This window comes from Pseudomonas piscis, from assembly GCF_009380155.1.
In the GTDB taxonomy this organism is placed as follows: Bacteria; Pseudomonadota; Gammaproteobacteria; order Pseudomonadales; family Pseudomonadaceae; genus Aquipseudomonas; species Aquipseudomonas piscis.
In genome coordinates this window covers 216,707-231,884 of sequence record NZ_WHUV01000003.1, presented here as the reverse complement: position 1 = coordinate 231,884, position 15,178 = coordinate 216,707, and the positions used below count along the sequence as shown (strand labels likewise).

The 15,178-nt window shown below is 64.5% G+C and carries 14 protein-coding genes and 1 pseudogene; 9 read left to right on the top strand and 6 right to left on the bottom strand.

Annotation, left to right across the window (positions count from 1 at the left end; genetic code table 11):
• Nucleotides 1-2 precede the first annotated feature (2 nt).
• The gene (locus GDH07_RS17920) at nucleotides 3-455 is read right to left on the bottom strand and encodes a MarR family winged helix-turn-helix transcriptional regulator (RefSeq protein ID WP_152898433.1); all 453 of its coding nucleotides are present in this window, start codon (nucleotides 453-455) and stop codon (nucleotides 3-5) included.
• A 179-nt stretch (nucleotides 456-634) separates the two neighbouring features.
• On the opposite strand from GDH07_RS17920, the gene aceE reads away from it, so the two are divergent.
• Nucleotides 635-3,304 (top strand): pyruvate dehydrogenase (acetyl-transferring), homodimeric type, encoded by a 2,670-nt coding sequence (gene aceE / locus GDH07_RS17915; protein WP_022639709.1) that lies wholly within the window; start codon nucleotides 635-637, stop codon nucleotides 3,302-3,304.
• 115 nt (nucleotides 3,305-3,419) lie between these two features.
• Here the strand turns inward: aceE and GDH07_RS17910 are convergent, their stop codons facing one another.
• Nucleotides 3,420-4,088 carry a M35 family metallo-endopeptidase gene (locus GDH07_RS17910; RefSeq protein ID WP_152898432.1) on the bottom strand — a complete coding sequence of 223 codons (669 nt, stop codon included), beginning with the start codon at nucleotides 4,086-4,088 and terminating at the stop codon, nucleotides 3,420-3,422.
• A 396-nt stretch (nucleotides 4,089-4,484) separates the two neighbouring features.
• On the opposite strand from GDH07_RS17910, the gene ppk2 reads away from it, so the two are divergent.
• Together ppk2 and GDH07_RS17900 are read left to right on the top strand one after the other, a co-directional pair.
• A complete protein-coding gene (gene ppk2, locus GDH07_RS17905; protein ID WP_164485063.1) occupies nucleotides 4,485-5,378 on the top strand; it encodes a polyphosphate kinase 2 in 894 nt (297 codons plus the stop codon).
• Between the two features lie 371 nt (nucleotides 5,379-5,749).
• Nucleotides 5,750-6,487 (top strand): hypothetical protein, encoded by a 738-nt coding sequence (locus tag GDH07_RS17900; RefSeq protein WP_152898430.1) that lies wholly within the window; start codon nucleotides 5,750-5,752, stop codon nucleotides 6,485-6,487.
• 140 nt (nucleotides 6,488-6,627) lie between these two features.
• Here GDH07_RS17900 and GDH07_RS17895 read toward each other — a convergent pair whose 3' ends face one another.
• Complete coding sequence (locus GDH07_RS17895) at nucleotides 6,628-7,962, bottom strand: ATP-binding protein (RefSeq protein ID WP_343038281.1); 1,335 nt, start codon at nucleotides 7,960-7,962, stop codon at nucleotides 6,628-6,630.
• Nucleotides 7,959-8,669, bottom strand: a complete 711-nt coding sequence (locus GDH07_RS17890) for a response regulator (RefSeq protein ID WP_343038280.1) — start codon at nucleotides 8,667-8,669, stop codon at nucleotides 7,959-7,961. Before GDH07_RS17890 ends, GDH07_RS17895 begins: the two co-directional genes overlap by 4 nt.
• Nucleotides 8,670-8,835: 166 nt before the next feature.
• On the opposite strand from GDH07_RS17890, the gene GDH07_RS17885 reads away from it, so the two are divergent.
• Nucleotides 8,836-9,159 carry a hypothetical protein gene (locus GDH07_RS17885; protein WP_053131820.1) on the top strand — a complete coding sequence of 108 codons (324 nt, stop codon included), beginning with the start codon at nucleotides 8,836-8,838 and terminating at the stop codon, nucleotides 9,157-9,159.
• Nucleotides 9,160-9,249: 90 nt separating this feature from the next.
• On the opposite strand, the gene GDH07_RS17880 is transcribed toward GDH07_RS17885, so the two are convergent.
• Complete coding sequence (locus tag GDH07_RS17880) at nucleotides 9,250-10,377, bottom strand: MFS transporter (RefSeq protein ID WP_152898429.1); 1,128 nt, start codon at nucleotides 10,375-10,377, stop codon at nucleotides 9,250-9,252.
• 101 nt (nucleotides 10,378-10,478) lie between these two features.
• Between GDH07_RS17880 and gcvA the strand changes: the two genes are divergently transcribed.
• From gcvA to GDH07_RS17855, 5 genes and pseudogenes are all read left to right on the top strand, one after another.
• Entirely contained in the window at nucleotides 10,479-11,408 is a 930-nt protein-coding gene (gene gcvA / locus GDH07_RS17875; protein WP_152898428.1) for a transcriptional regulator GcvA, read from the top strand.
• A gap of 75 nt (nucleotides 11,409-11,483) precedes the next feature.
• A pseudogene (locus GDH07_RS17870) lies at nucleotides 11,484-11,594 on the top strand (LysE family translocator); the annotation flags it as partial.
• A 177-nt stretch (nucleotides 11,595-11,771) separates the two neighbouring features.
• Nucleotides 11,772-13,697 carry an alkaline phosphatase D family protein gene (locus GDH07_RS17865; protein ID WP_152898427.1) on the top strand — a complete coding sequence of 642 codons (1,926 nt, stop codon included), beginning with the start codon at nucleotides 11,772-11,774 and terminating at the stop codon, nucleotides 13,695-13,697.
• Between the two features lie 37 nt (nucleotides 13,698-13,734).
• Nucleotides 13,735-14,205 carry a hypothetical protein gene (locus GDH07_RS17860; protein ID WP_152898426.1) on the top strand — a complete coding sequence of 157 codons (471 nt, stop codon included), beginning with the start codon at nucleotides 13,735-13,737 and terminating at the stop codon, nucleotides 14,203-14,205.
• A gap of 12 nt (nucleotides 14,206-14,217) precedes the next feature.
• Nucleotides 14,218-14,583, top strand: a complete 366-nt coding sequence (locus GDH07_RS17855) for a DUF7079 family protein (protein WP_031320450.1) — start codon at nucleotides 14,218-14,220, stop codon at nucleotides 14,581-14,583.
• A gap of 8 nt (nucleotides 14,584-14,591) precedes the next feature.
• Here the strand turns inward: GDH07_RS17855 and GDH07_RS17850 are convergent, their stop codons facing one another.
• On the bottom strand, nucleotides 14,592-15,173 hold the full coding sequence (locus GDH07_RS17850; protein WP_068588876.1) for a hypothetical protein: 582 nt from the start codon (nucleotides 15,171-15,173) through the stop codon (nucleotides 14,592-14,594).
• Nucleotides 15,174-15,178: the final 5 nt, after the last annotated feature.

Here is a 15,178-nt window from a genome sequence, read left to right as displayed (position 1 = left end):
GCCTAGGCCTCTCGCCCACTCCTGCGCGCGGCGCTGGCCGCACGCTCCAGGGCATCACTGAAAAAGCGCTGTTGCTGTTCATCGAACTGCGCCAGGAACAACTCGGCGACCGCATCTTCGTAGATTCGCCACATCTTTTTGCGCAACACCTTGCCGGCCTCGGTGATCGAGGCGCAGGCACCACGGCCGTCCTCGCTGGCCCGGCTGCGCTCGACCAGGCCTTCGGCCTCCAGGCGGTCGACCAGGCGTGTCAGGTTGTAGCGTTCGATCGCCATGACATCGGCCAGCTCGTTCATTCGCCGGGTACCACCAGGGCCGCTTTCCAGCCCCCACAAGGCGTCGTACCAGGCATAGGCCGGAAGCCCGGCGGCAGCCAGGCGGCGCTCGATTTCGCGAATCAGGCAGCGGTGGGCCCTGACGAATCTGAACCAGGTATCCGGCTCGCTGGAAGACATGCATCACCTTTTTTCAAGAATCGATTTAGTTGCAATTGTAACGCGGTGCACGATAAATTCCCGAGAATAATTGCAATTGCAATCATCTGGATTCTGAACAATATCGGCAACCGCCGATGCCCCTCGCTATGGCACCGAACGACTCGGTGTTCCCCGCTGTAACTGCCCAGGAGACGACGATGGCACAACAATCAGTGTTTCTCGACGAGGATCCACAAGAGACTCGTGAATGGCTCGAATCCATTGAATCGGTTCTTAATGTCGAAGGCCGCCCTCGGGCGCATTACCTGATCGACCAACTGCTGGATTTCGACGTTGCCCAACATGGCGATTTCTACGGGCGCGTGACCACGCCTTACGTCAACACCATCCCGGTCAGCCGCCAACAGCCCTACCCAGGCGACCTCGCCGTAGAGAAGCGGATCAACGCCTACATCCGCTGGAACGCCCTGGCCATGGTGCTGCGCGCCGGCAAGCACTCCAACGTCGGCGGGCACATTGCCTCCTATGCCTCGGCGGCAGTGCTCTACGACGTAGGCTTCGACCACTTCTTCCGTGGCCGCACCGAGCAGTTTGCCGGTGACATGGTCTACATCCAGGGCCACTCCTCGCCAGGCATCTACGGCCGCGCCTTCCTCGAGGGCCGCCTGAGCGAAGAGCAACTGGACAACTTCCGCCGCGAAACCGACCGCGATGGCGTGTCCTCCTACCCTCACCCACGGCTGATGCCCGACTTCTGGCAGTTCCCCACCGTTTCCATGGGCCTGGGTCCGATCACCGCTGCCTACCAGGCACGCTTCATGCGTTACCTGGAGAACCGTGGCCTCAAGGAACACCAGGGCCGCAAGGTCTGGGCGTTCCTGGGCGATGGCGAGATGGACCAGCCCGAATCCCTGGCGGCGATCTCCCTGGCCGGTCGGGAAAAACTCGACAACATCATCTTCGTGGTCAACTGCAACCTGCAGCGCCTAGACGGTCCGGTACGCGGCAATAGCAAGGTGGTCCAGGAATTCGAAAGCCTGTATCGCGCCGCTGGCTGGAACGTGATCAAGGTGATCTGGGGCAGCGGCTGGGATGCCCTGCTGGACAAGGACAAGAGCGGCCTGCTGCGCCGGCGCATGATGGAATGCGTGGACGGCGACTACCAGAACTACAAGTCGCAGAACGGCGCCTACGTGCGCGAGCACTTCTTCGGCAAGTATCCCGAACTGCTGGAACTGGTCAGCGACATGACCGACGAGCAGATCTGGAAACTCTCCCGTGGCGGCCACGATCCGGAGAAGGTCTACAACGCCTACGCCGCGGCCATGCGCCACACCGGCGGGCCGACCGTGATCCTGGCCAAGACCGTCAAGGGCTTCGGCATGGGTGAGGCCGGCGAAGGCCAGAACATCAACCACCAGCTCAAGAAGATGGGCGACCAGGCGGTCAAGGCCTTCCGTGACCGTTTCGGCCTGGAGCTCAGCGATGAGCAACTGGGCGACATGCCATACCTCAAGCCGGCGCCGGACAGCGTCGAGGCCAACTACCTGAAGGCCGTGCGCGGCAAGCTCGGTGGCCATATCCCGGCGCGCTTCAGCGATGCCCAGTCCCTGCAGATCCCGCCGCTGTCGGCCCTGGAGACCCAGCTCAAGGGCACCGGCGATCGGGCGATCTCCACCACCATGGCCTTCGTGCGCATCCTCGGCACCCTGCTCAAGGATCCGAACATCGGTAAGCTGGTGGTACCGATCGTGCCGGACGAGTCCCGTACCTTCGGCATGGAAAGCCTGTTCCGCCAGATCGGCATCCACTCCCACGTGGGCCAGTTGTATACCCCGCAGGACGCCGGCCAGCTCAGCTACTACAAGGAGAGCAAGGACGGCCAGATCATGCAGGAGGGGCTCAACGAGTCCGGGGCCATCTCGTCGTGGATCGCCGCCAGTACCTCCTACAGCAACCACGGGGTGATGACCGTCCCGTTCTACATCTTCTACTCGATGTTCGGCTTCCAGCGGGTCGGCGACCTGGCCTGGGCCGCCGGCGATGCCCGGGCCCGTGGCTTCCTGCTCGGCGCCACCTCCGGGCGCACCACGCTGATGGGCGAAGGCCTGCAGCACGATGACGGCCACAGCCACGTGATGTCGTCCACCATCCCGTGCTGCGTCTCCTATGATCCGACCTATGCCTACGAGCTGGCGGTGATCATCCAGGACGGCATGCGCCGCATGTATGTCGAGAACGAGGACATCTACTACTACATCACCCTGCTCAACGAGAACTACGCCCACCCGGACATGCCCGAAGGCGTCGAGCAAGGCATCCTCAAGGGCATGTACCGCTTCTCGGCCCCGGCCAAGCAGAACAAGGGCAAGCACGTGCAACTGATGGGTTGTGGCTCGATCCTGCAGGAAGTCAACGCCGCCGCGAAGCTGCTGGAAGCCGACTTCGGCGTCAGCAGCGAGGTCTGGAGCGTCACCAGCCTGACCGAGCTGCGTCGCGACGGCCAGGAAGCCGAGCGCTGGAACCTGCTGCATCCCGAGCAGGAGCCTCGCGTGAGCTATGTGGAAAGCTGCCTGCAAGACAAGGAAGGCCCGGTGGTGGTCGCTACCGACTACATGAAGATCTTCGCCGACCAGATCCGTCCCTTCGTACCCAAGCGTCGTTTCGTCGCCCTGGGCACCGACGGCTTCGGCCAGTCGGACACCCGTGAGTCCCTGCGTCGGTTCTTCGAGGTCGACCGTCACTTCATCGCCGTGGCCGCCCTCAAGGCCCTGGCCGACGAAGGCAGCCTGCCACGGGAAAAGGTCGCCGAGGCCATCGCCCTGTACGGCATCGATCCGGAGAAGAAGAACCCAGCCAAGGTCTGACGCTGCAAACTGCCTTGCCCACCCGGGCAAGGCACACCCTCGCTGTACCCCCTTCCAACGCCAAACGCCCCGGGGCTTGCCCCGAGGCGTGGACGCGTTCCCCGACCAGCCCTGGTCAGTCGTACATCTGTTCCTCGTAATATTCGTAGTTATCGGCGTTTTCCACTGCCTGGCCCGGGTGATCGGTCGCCAGATCACGCGCGCCCACCGGTCCATAGCCACCCGGGATATCGGCGGTGTGGCCGATCGAGTGGGTCAGCTCATGCACCACGCTACCGGCCTGGGTATCGAAGCCCACCCGTGGCGGCAAGGCGAAGAACGCCGTGCAGAACCAGGCTTCGATGTCCCCGCGGGCATTGACGTAGGTCGCCGCGATAACATCTGCGCTGTCGCAGGGATCGACGGGGTTGGTCCGGCAACGGGCCGTCAGGGTATTGCCGCTGTTGAGCTTGAAGCGCACCCCGTCGAGTACCGCACGCACTCGCTGATAACGATCCTGGCTGAAGACGCCGAACCATGTCTGATAGACCGGGTCGCCGTTACGACGAAAGACCGCTTCGTTGTTGTTGACCCGGTTGTAGGCATCATTGGACCAGGTAGTGGCCACCGCCACCGCGTTGCTCACCGCGGTGCGATCGGCCTGGGTCGAACACGAGGCATCGAAGGCCACGTTGATCGCCAGCGCCGATTGCGCCGCCGCACTCAGCCCCAACCACAGCAACAGCCTCCACAGCCGGTACGCCAACCGGGGGCGGGATGAATAGACAAGGGATCGGATATCCATGATTCAGCATCCTTTGCAAGTTCCAGAGACCACCCCGAACGGGGCGGCATTTGCATTGGATTCCCCGCCCGAACGCTGTATCAGCAGGAACTGCTTCCGCATTTGCCCCAGCGCCTAGCGCCATCTCCCGAGCACAACCTTGATGGAAGTCAACGAGCGGTGCTTTGCGCTCCCTACACTGGTCGCTACCCCTTTGAACAAGATCCGCAGGCCCCCGCCATGAGTGAAGATTCCCGCGCACTTCCCCTCCCTGAAGTGCTGCCCAAGACCAGCGCAACCAGCCCCGCCAAGCCTCCGGCACGCAAGCCCGCCACACCCCGCACCCGCCGCCCGCGCAGCACACCCACCAAGGCTGCGGCAGTGAAGGCCATCGAGGTCGATCTCGAACAGAACCCCATGGCCCTGCAGATCGCCAGCGCGCCTCGTGGCTCCAACGAAGACAGCGTCTCGGCCAAGCTGCCGGGCAATTATCCCTACCGCAACCGCATGCGCCGCGCCGAGTACGAGAAGGCCAAGCACGAGTTGCAGATCGAATTGCTCAAGGTGCAAAACTGGGTCAAGGAAACCGGGCAACGCATCGTGGTGCTGTTCGAAGGCCGCGACGCCGCGGGTAAGGGTGGCACCATCAAGCGCTTCATGGAGCACCTGAACCCCCGCGGCGCGCGGATCGTCGCCCTGGAAAAACCCTCCGAGCAGGAAAAGGGCCAGTGGTACTTCCAGCGCTACATCCAGCACCTGCCGACGGCGGGGGAAATGGTCTTCTTCGACCGCTCCTGGTACAACCGCGCCGGCGTCGAGCGGGTCATGGAATTCTGCTCGCCCCTGCAATACCTGGAGTTCATGCGCCAGACTCCGGAACTGGAACGCATGCTGTGCAACAGCGGCATCCTGCTGTTCAAGTTCTGGTTCTCGGTCAATCGCGAAGAGCAACTGCGACGCTTCATCTCGCGCCGCGACGACCCGCTCAAGCACTGGAAACTCTCGCCCATCGATATCAAGTCCCTGGACAAATGGGACGAATACACCGGCGCCAAGCAGGCGATGTTCTTCCACACCGACACCGCCGACGCACCGTGGACAGTGATCAAGTCCGACGACAAGAAACGCGCCCGGATCAACTGCATCCGCCACTTCCTGCACGAGCTGGACTACCCGGGCAAGGATCCCAAGGTCGCCCACGCTCCCGATCCGCTGCTGGTGGGTCGCGCCTCGCGGGGGCTGGAAGAAGATGAGCGCCCCGGCCAGCTGGCGGCGGACATCGACACCACAGGCCCCGCACTGTCGTTCTAAGGTCATCCTCGCGCGCTGCACACGGGCCTCAGGACCCGTGTCGCGGTGCGCCTGGCCCGGGCCCTCGCCAGGTGTTAAATTGCCGGCCCCGGCAATGACCGCGTATTGCACAGACCGGACTTGGACATGGATGCCCAGCAACACCCTCCGATACCCGCGCCCCCTGGCGCTCGCTGTTTCGCCCGCCCCGCAAGCCTTGCGCGCGGCAGGCCATTCGCTACCACCCGACTGCTCCCGGCCACCAGCGCCCGGGCCCTGCGTCGCACCCGATCATCCGGCAACCATCGACCCTGCTCGACCGCTTGCCTCTTGTTCTTCCTGAATCGCGCAGTGACTTGCGCACGTTAATCGCCCGATACCAAGGATGCTCCATGCCCACTATCCCGACCCCGGAATTCAACCAGCTGCCGGCTGGCGCCGTGGCCTACCCAGACGCCCGCGACCTGTTCGTCGCCGACCAGCAAGAGCTGGCCGAACACCTGCTGCCGCTGCTGTCCTTCGATGCCAGCCTGATCAACCCCGAATGGTCCGCTCGCCTGCACCTGCTCAACCCCATCGAACCCAGCGGCGGCCTGGTCGGCATGTTCACCGAGGGCCAGGGCTTTGGCAGCGACTTGCTGAAGACCAACTGGATCGGTTTCAAGATCGAGGACGGGCGCTATCGCCTGTGCGGTGATCCGCGCTACTTCTTCCTGCACCCGGACAACGCCCACCTGGCCGACCCCGAGCACAACGCCCGCGCCGACCTGGAACAGCACTACAGCGAACAACGCGCCGACTACCAGGCCGCCCGTCTGCGCTACCAGGAGCTCGGGCACCTGACCTGGCCCCGGGACAACGGGCAGAAGCTCAACTTCATCGAGGAAGTCGGTGGCGTGGCCGAAGGTTATGGCAACTGGGTGGAAACCGTGGAGTTCCCCATGGACGTGGTCGAAGCCGAGGATGACAGCGGCGACATCGACGTCTGGCCCCTGAGCCCCGCGGGCCGCCGCTTCCAGCACGTCCTGGGGGTACCGGCCTACAACTACGGCATCCGCGGCGCCGACCTGATCGTGATGTTCTACGAACCGGTTGAAGGCCTGGTGCTGTTCTGCTTCGACTGGTCCTGACCCACGACACCTGTAGCCGCTGTCGAGCGACGCGAGACTGCGACAAGGCCCGCAGGGCCTTCAACCACAACGGCCGCTACGCGCCCGTACGCAGCCTCGCAGGTTCGACAGCGGCTACCAGAACCGCCCAGGTACAAGGGTTACAGCGGCAGTTCCACCCGGGCTTCGAGCCCGCCGCCATCGCGGTTGAACAGGCGCAAGCTGCCGCCATGCTCACGCACGATGGCCCGGGCCGCCGACAGGCCCAGGCCAACGCCGCCGGTGCTCTTGTTGCGTGACGTCTCCAGGCGGAAGAACGGTTCGAACACCTGCTCCAACGCCTCGGGCGCAATGCCCGGGCCACGATCCAAAACTCGCACCCGCACCTGCTCAGCCCCCTGCTCCAGCACGATGGCCGGCTCGACGCCGTACTTGAGGGCGTTGTCCAGCAGGTTGGTCATCACCCGCTTGAGCCCCAGTGGCCTGCCGCCATACACCAGGCGCGACGGGCCGCTGAAGGTGATTTCCAGGCCCTGGTCGCGATAATCGTCCACCAGGGTCTGCAGCAGTTCGGCCAGGTCGAACTGGGTCGCCTGCTCCAGGCGTGCATCGTCGCGAAAGAATTCCAGTGCCGAGTTGATCATGGCCTGCATCTCGTCCACGTCGCGGAACAGCCGTTGCTGCTGGTCGGCATCCTCGATGAACTCACCGCGCAGGCGCATGCGGGTCAAGGGCGTGCGCAGGTCATGGGAAATGGCTGCGAGCATCTGCGTACGGTCCTTGATGAAATGCTGCAACTGCGCCTGCATGGCGTTGAACGCCAGGATCGCCTGGCGGATCTCGTGAGGGCCCACCGGCTCGATGGGTGGCGCGTGAAAATCCAGGGCAAAGCGTCGTGCGCCCTGGGCGAATTGCTGCAACGGCCTGGCCAGGCGGCGGGTGGCGATCCACGCCACCAGTCCGGTGGACACCAGCACCAGGGCGATGACGATCAAGTTGCGGGTGCTCTCATCCAGCCCCCAACTGCGGGATGTCGAGGAGAACATCAGCCAGGATTGATCGGTCAACTGCACCAATAGCGCGTAACGGCCATTGGGCCCCGGCCAGTCGCTGGGCATGTAGGCCTCCATGCGCCGCGTAGGCGGTTCCAGCGCCTGGCGGATGCCCTCTCCCACGTACTCAGAGTCCTCGACGACCGGCAGATTGAAAGCCTCGCGAGTCGGCTGCCAGACCACGCTGGAATACTCATGGCTGACCGCTGCCGCCAGCCGTGCACGCTGGCCCGGCTCCGAGGCCTCGATCATCAGCACGATGGACGCCGAGTTCTCCAGGATTCCCGACTCTTCCAGGGACGGATAGGCCCAAACCCCGGCCAACTGCACGAACAACGCATTGAAGGCCAGGGCCGTGAGCATGGCCATGATGATGGTCAGGGCGATCCAGCGCGCCACCGTATCGCGCAGCCGATAGCGCCATAGCGGCTTGAGCGCCTTCACTGGCGGGTCACGCTGGGGGTGAACAGGTAACCGCCGTTGCGCACCGTGCGGATCATCGCCGGGCGCTTGGTGTCGAACTCCAGCTTGCGCCGCAGGCGGCTGACCTGGACATCGATGCTGCGGTCGAAGGCGTCATGGGCGTGGCCCCGGGCCAGGTCGAGCAACTGCTCGCGGGTGAGGATGCGCTGCGGATGCTCGACGAACACCAGCAGCAAGTCGAACTCCCCCGCCGACAGCGGGATCATCACCTGGTCCGGCGAACGCAGTTCGCGCCGGGTCAGGTCCAGTTGCCAGTCGGCGAAGCGGATCAACGGCCGTGGCACCTCTCCGGCCAGCGGCCGGCTCTCGCCGGAGCGACGCAACACCGCACGCACCCGCGCCAGTAGTTCGCGGGCATCGAAGGGTTTGCCCAGGTAATCGTCGGCGCCCATCTCCAGGCCCACCACCCGGTCGCTCAGCTCGCCCATGGCCGTGAGCATGATCACCGGCGTGGCATGTTGCAGCCGCAGGCGCTGGCACAGGGTCAGGCCGTTGTCGCCGGGGAGCATCAGGTCGAGGATGATCAAATCCGGCACGTCCCGCTCCAAGGCCGCCCACAACCCGGCGCCATCGGTGGCCACGCTGACCTCGTAGCTCTGTTGGACAAAGAATTTCTTCAGCAGGGCGAGGACTTCGACGTCGTCGTCCACGATCAAGAGACGGCTCACCGGCGGGTTCACTTCAACTGGAAAGGAGCGTTATCTAAAACCATTCGCCGCGTCGCGTCATATATTTCAACCCGGTAACAAACCTGCAACGCTGCAATAAAGCAGACATCTTTGCGCAAGGTTCGGCTGCCAGCATCGGCCTCCCCCTACTGGAGAACAGCCGACCATGCACCTGATCAAGAACACCTCGGCGCCCGCCCCAGCCATCCGCGAAGAACTGCCCGAACCCTGCCTCACCCAACCGGCCCTGACGCTGCTGCAGCGAGTGACCAAGCTCGACGACGCCAGCCTGCATTGCCGCGAGGTCAGCCTGCGCCTGTCCGAGGACCAGAACCACCTGGTGCTGACCCGCTACAGCGAACACTACAGCCCCCAAGGCATGGAATGGGTGGAGCGCAAGCATCGGGTTTCGGTCACCGACCTGCTGCGCTGGGTCATCGAACAGGGCCAGCCCCAGAGCATCGAACGCGGCGACGACAAACAGGCGTAAAGACAGCTGCAAGCGACAAGCTTCAAGATTAAAGCTTGTCGCTTGCAGCTTGCAGCTTGCAGCTTGCGGCTTGCGGCTTGCGGCTTAGATTCAGAGGTTTGCATCGGACTTCCGGCACGCCAACGCACTCAGCGCCAGGCACACTGCCGCCAGCGAATACACCCACACCGTGGAGGCCACCGGCAGCAGCATGCCGGCAATCAGTGGGCCGAGCCCGGCGCCGATATCCCGCCATACCGCATTGGCCGCCAGGGCTCGCACTCGTCCCGCGCCCGGGTGTCGCTGGGCCACCACCGTTACTACCAGCGGCAGTTGCAGAGCCCGCAGTATCAATACCAGGGCGCCGCCGACAATCAGCCAGTGGCAACCGAACCCCACCAGGGCCGCGCAGGTCAGCAACGAGAAGACGATCAGCATCCGCGTCGCGCCAAAGCGTTGCGCGGCGATGCCGCCCAACGGGCTGAGGAGCATTTCCGAGACATAGCGCAGGGCCAACAGCGCACCCGCCACCAGCAGCGCGTTGCCGGCCATTAGTTGTTCAGCCTGCAACGACAAGCCAATGATGAACAGCCCGTCCAGCACCAGGCCTTCGATGAAGGACCACAGCGCCACGCTGTCGGGACGTTGCAAGCGCCGGCCGGAATTCGCCAGTGGGTGAGGCCTGCCAGGCAGGCCGAAGGCCAGCAGCATGGCGAGCAGCGAGGTCAGGACCATGAGCCCGAAGATCACCCGCGGGCCGTATTCGACGCTGACCAGTGCACCGATGGGCAAGGCCAGCATCGGCCCGGTGGCGATCAGCGCGCGGGAGCGGCCGGTGCGGCGGGCGGCGCCCGTGGGCTCGGCGGTGGCCATGACCTGGGTCGAGAGGTTGAGGGCGGCGTAACTCAGGCCCCAGCCCAGGCGCAGCAGCAACAACCACCAGAAGCCCGACAGCGTGGCGTAGCCCAGAGCGCACAACGCGGCGGTCGCAGCGGCCAGCACGCACACCGGGCGGTCGCCGTGCCGAGCATAGAAACGCATCACTTGGCCGTAGCCGAAGATCCGCACCAGGCGGTTGGCAGCCAGCAGCAAGCCGGCCTCGGCCAGGGTCACACCGAAGGCTTCGTGCTGCATGGGCAGCAACAGGTACAGCAGGACATCACCAGGCAGGCACAGGCCGAGGATGCTGGCGCAACGGGCAGAGTCTTGATCGGTGCGGCAAAGCGAAGTATCGGGCATGTCAGGCAAACCGGCAGATCGTGAACCCGACGCAGCGTGCCGCCCGTGACCTGCGCTGACAAACGCTTTATTTGCGCCGTATAGGTAACTAAATTAGACACATGATCAGCGACCTGCCCCCCCTGAACGCGGTCCGCGCCTTTGCCGCGGCCGCCCGCCACGAAAGCTTCAGCCGCGCGGCGGATGAGTTGCACGTGAGCCACAGCGCCATCAGCCGACATATCAAGTTGCTGGAAGAACACCTGGGCGTGCTGCTGTTCGAGCGCCGCATCCGCCAGTCGGTCCTCACCCCGGCCGGACAGGCCTTCTACGAACAGGTCAGCGTGGCCCTGACCCAGATCGCCCAGGCCGCCGCCGCCCTGCGCCAGGGTGCGGCGCTGCGCAAGGTGACCATCAACGTGCGACCGTCCTTCGCCGTGCGTTGGCTGATTCCGCGCCTGCCGCAGTTCATGGCGCAGTACCCGCAGATCCATCCGGAAGTGGTGACCAGCACCCTGCCCCCCGACCCGGCGCGGGAAACCTTCGACCTGGTAATCCGCCGTGGGCGCTCGGGGTGGGCGGCAGCGCTGCAACCGCAACGCCTGCTGGACGACGAAATCCTGGTGGTGGCCGCCCCCGCGCTCTTGCAGGACACCCCCTTGCACAGCCCCAAGGACCTGGTACGCCATACCCTGCTGGTCAGCCGCACCCGGCTCGGCGATTGGTCGAAATGGCTCGAGCACTGCCGGCTCAAGCCGCTGCGCAACCCGCCGACCCTGCATTTTGACCATATGCACTTCGTGCTCCAGGCCTGCGTCGACGGCCTCGGCTTGAGCCTGTGTCCCGCCTCGCTACTGGCCAAGGACCTGGCCAGCGGTCGGCTGGTCTGCCCGTTGCCAGAGTTGCGCCAGCCCCTGACCCACTATTACTACGCCTTGGCCCGCGACGCCGCGCCCGAGGCCCTGGTGTTCATCGACTGGATGCAGGCCCAGATCCAGCAGGACGCTGCGCTCAACCTGCCGCAGCTGCCGGCGCGCCAGAACGACCGCTGAAGCAGCCAGGCCAATCACCCTTGTGCCTGATTCCGGCGCGGCGGCGCTCTTTCATCGTCCAAGCCCGGAGTGCCCTTGGTGAGTTACGAAATGTTCCTGCTGCTGGCGACCCTGACCATCCTCAGCCCCGGTCCCGGGGTGGTGCTGATCCTGTCCAACGCCCTGGGCCATGGCAGGGCCGGCGCGGGGCACGGATCGCCGGCAGACTGTCGGGGATCACCTTCTTGGGCTTCGGGGTGATGATGGCCACGGCCAGTAAATAACTGGATACAAATGCCTGGGGACGGCGCCGCCAGGCAACGTTTCTGTGACATTGGCTACGCTACCATGGCGCCCCTTTTCTGGCCCCGAGCATCCGCGCGCATGCCCTTGTCCCACGCCCTCGACACCCCGCCTCCCGTACTCGCCGGCCCGCTGTTGCGCCGCCTGGAACCGAGCCGGCTGGTGTTGTGGCTGGTGGGCTCGCAGCCTTTGTCCCTGACCCTGCAACTGCAGGCCGAAGGCGCTGCCGTACAGGAATTGACCCTGGATGAACACCAGTGCCAGGTCATCGCCGTGGGCCGCGATGCCTACATCCACCTGATCGACGTGAGCCTGGACGCCGCCCTGCCCGAGGACGTGCCGGTCGCCTATGACCTGCTGCTCAGCGATGCGCAGCACAGCCTCCAGGGCATGGCCGCTTGGGCGCCCCACTTGCTTTATGGCAATGCCCGACGGGCCGAATTCGTACTGCATAACCGCATCGACAACCTGCTCCACGGTTCCTGCCGCAAACCCCATCACCCGGCCCCCGACGGCCTGTTATGCGCCGACCGCCTGCTGGCGCAAAAACCGGCGACCAAGGACCGACCCGCGCTGCTGCTGATGAGCGGCGACCAGATCTACGCCGACGATGTGGCCGGCCCCATGTTGCGGGCCATCCATGCCCTGATCGAGCGCCTGGGCCTGTTCGACGAACAACTCGAAGGCGCCGTGGTGGACGACAGCCAAGCGCTCTACTGCCACCACGCCAGCTACTACCAGCGAGCCGAACTGCTCCCCGCGCTCAAGAGCAACGAGACCCTGCGCGAGCGGTTCTTCGGCGGGGTGAAGAAGCCGATCTTCACCAGCAGCAGCGCCGACAATCACCTGGTGACCTTCGCCGAAGTGCTGGCCATGTACCTGCTGGCCTGGTCGCCGGTGCCCTGGAGCCTGATCGCGCCCCAGATGCCGCAACTGAGCCCGCAACACCAGGCGCGCTATGCCAGGGAGCAGCGGCATATCGAGGCCTTCGTCGCCGGCCTGGACGGCGCGGCGCGGGTCTTCGCCCACCTGTCGTGCCTGATGATCTTCGACGACCACGACATCACCGACGACTGGAACCTCAGCGCCCAATGGGAAGAAACCGCCTACGGCCATCCCTTCTCCAAGCGCATCATCGGCAATGCCCTGCTGGCCTACATGCTGTGCCAGGGCTGGGGCAACAACCCTGACGCCTTCCCGGCATTGCTGGAGCAGACCCAGGCCCTGAGCGCCAGCGCGCAAGGCAACCGGCGACTGGACCGACGACTGCACGACCCGTTGCTCGAGCAACTGCTGCGCTTTGCCCAGTGGCAATACGTACTGCCCAGCACCCCGGCCCTGGTGGTGCTGGACACCCGTACCCGGCGCTGGCGCAGCGAGTTCAGCCTGGGCCAGCCTTCGGGCCTGCTGGACTGGGAAGCCTTGAGCGAACTGCAACACGAACTGCTGGACCACCCTTCGGCGATCATCGTTTCGCCGGCGCCGATCTTCGGCGTCAAGCTGATCGAAACCGTGCAGAAGGTCTTCAGCTGGTGTGGCTACCCGCTGCTGGTGGACGCGGAAAACTGGATGGCCCATCGCGGTTCGGCCCAGGTGATCCTCAATATCTTCCGCCACTCACGCACCCCGGGCAGCTACGTGATCCTCTCCGGCGATGTGCACTACTCCTTCGTCTACGAAGTGCTGATCCGCCACCGCCAGGGCGGCCCGCGGATCTGGCAGGTCACCAGCAGCGGCATCAAGAATGAATTTCCCGCAACCCTGCTGGACTGGTTCGACCGCCTCAACCGCTGGCTCTACTCACCACGCTCGCCGTTGAACTGGTTCACCAGGCGCCGGCGCATGAAGGTCATCCCCCATGTGCCCGAGCATGCCAAGGCCGGTGAACGGTTGTGGAACTCTTCCGGACTGGGCCAGGTGTTCTTCGACGACCAGGGCCAGCCAGCGGCCATCTACCAGCACAATGCCAACGGACGCGAGCCGACGCGGATGATCGCGCCAAGATAGAATCGCCATTCGCCGGCAACCAGGAAGGACCCGCCCGATGGAAAAACAACCGCTGTATCGCAAGGTCAACACGCGGACCCACGGCGTGCACCACAAGATCCATCCGGCCTATGCCCGGCAGCGCCACAGCAAGGCCCTGGCCGCCAAGGAAGAGCAGCAGCGCGGCAGCATGCATTCCGGGCTGCGCCTGGGGCTGGACTACACGCCGCTGTTTCGCTTCCTGCTCAGCCGGGTGGGCGAACCCTGGGATTCGGTGTTCAGTGAGGCCAAGAGCCGCCTGGACCGTGAGGAGCCGGTGTTCTGGCTGGTAGCCCGGCATGAGCATGAACGCGAGGATTACGTGCGCATCGGCCACTTCAGTTTCTTCAGCGGCTTGTACGTCAACGCCCAGGGGTTGCTGCAAATGGTCGATCCGCAACTGCGCGCAGCGCACATGAGCCCCGACTGCCCCTGCTGTACCCACACCCTGAACGGGGTGCCCTTCGGCTTGCCCTACCAGCGCTCCTGAGTCCATTCGACCATGCCTAGCAACCCCATTACCCAGGAACAGTTGGACGAGATCCGCTATGTGCTGTCGGATGCCTTCGTCGACAACCAGGTGGACTATGCCTACATCGCCCGGCAGACCCAGGCCTACGAGCGGGCCGAGATCGAGCGCATCCTCTACTGCGAGGTGGCGCCGGTGTGCTACGTCAACCTGATGGCGGTGATCCCGGAAATCTGGATGGGTTTCGAGCGCACCTCGCTCCTGGCGGATATCGAAGAAAGCCTGCAGCGACGTCGCAACAGCCGCTGGCAAGCCTTTGTCGATCATCTGTATATCCGCTGGATCCGCTACAGCGGTGGCTATATCTGGAAGGAAATCTGCCAGCACTACCCAGGCTGAACCCCCTATCAGCGATCTCTGATCCGAGCATCGGGGCTGCAGTAGTCGCTGGAGTGCAGCCCTACAGGCTCGGCCTGCATCCGCCCCTGCTCATCGATCTTGCGCAGCAGCGCGGTGCATTGCTGGTCCTGCAGGAACACCAGCTGGTAGGTCGCGCCAGCCTCAGGCACGAAGCTCACGCTCTGCTCACAGACGGCGCGGAAATTCTCCAGCTGCCCGGGTTCGCTGTTGTAGAACATCAGGGCGAAGGGACGATTGGCCGGGAGCTTGAGTTCGTTGGCGCCAAACCCTTCCTGGCGCCGCATGCGGTCGGTCTCGGCGCTCATGGGAATGCCCAGGCTGCGGAACTTGGGATTGGCGATGCCGCGATGCGGCTTGACCATCACGCCCGAGCCCGGCTTGCGCCAGTCGATGCAATCGCTGTATGGCACGCCACGGACCGAGCCCTGGGACACGATGCGGATCAATGCAGTGTCACCGGCATCCGCCGGAACGCGATAACTGACGGTAGTGGCCTTGAGGGTCGAGACGAAGGTGCAACCGCCCAGGCCCAGGGTCAGGCCGAGCAACACCACAGAGGGAAACCGCATGCTTC

Bases quoted from the DNA above. Each gene is read 5' to 3' on its own strand.
- GDH07_RS17920 (WP_152898433.1), bottom strand. From the start codon at position 455: ATGTCTTCCAGCGAGCCGGATACCTGGTTCAGATTCGTCAGGGCCCAC.
- aceE (WP_022639709.1), top strand. From the start codon at position 635: ATGGCACAACAATCAGTGTTTCTCGACGAGGATCCACAAGAGACTCGT.
- GDH07_RS17910 (WP_152898432.1), bottom strand. From the start codon at position 4,088: ATGGATATCCGATCCCTTGTCTATTCATCCCGCCCCCGGTTGGCGTAC.
- ppk2 (WP_164485063.1), top strand. From the start codon at position 4,485: ATGGCCCTGCAGATCGCCAGCGCGCCTCGTGGCTCCAACGAAGACAGC.
- GDH07_RS17900 (WP_152898430.1), top strand. From the start codon at position 5,750: ATGCCCACTATCCCGACCCCGGAATTCAACCAGCTGCCGGCTGGCGCC.
- GDH07_RS17885 (WP_053131820.1), top strand. From the start codon at position 8,836: ATGCACCTGATCAAGAACACCTCGGCGCCCGCCCCAGCCATCCGCGAA.
- GDH07_RS17880 (WP_152898429.1), bottom strand. From the start codon at position 10,377: ATGCCCGATACTTCGCTTTGCCGCACCGATCAAGACTCTGCCCGTTGC.
- gcvA (WP_152898428.1), top strand. From the start codon at position 10,479: ATGATCAGCGACCTGCCCCCCCTGAACGCGGTCCGCGCCTTTGCCGCG.
- GDH07_RS17865 (WP_152898427.1), top strand. From the start codon at position 11,772: ATGCCCTTGTCCCACGCCCTCGACACCCCGCCTCCCGTACTCGCCGGC.
- GDH07_RS17860 (WP_152898426.1), top strand. From the start codon at position 13,735: ATGGAAAAACAACCGCTGTATCGCAAGGTCAACACGCGGACCCACGGC.
- GDH07_RS17855 (WP_031320450.1), top strand. From the start codon at position 14,218: ATGCCTAGCAACCCCATTACCCAGGAACAGTTGGACGAGATCCGCTAT.
- GDH07_RS17850 (WP_068588876.1), bottom strand. From the start codon at position 15,173: ATGCGGTTTCCCTCTGTGGTGTTGCTCGGCCTGACCCTGGGCCTGGGC.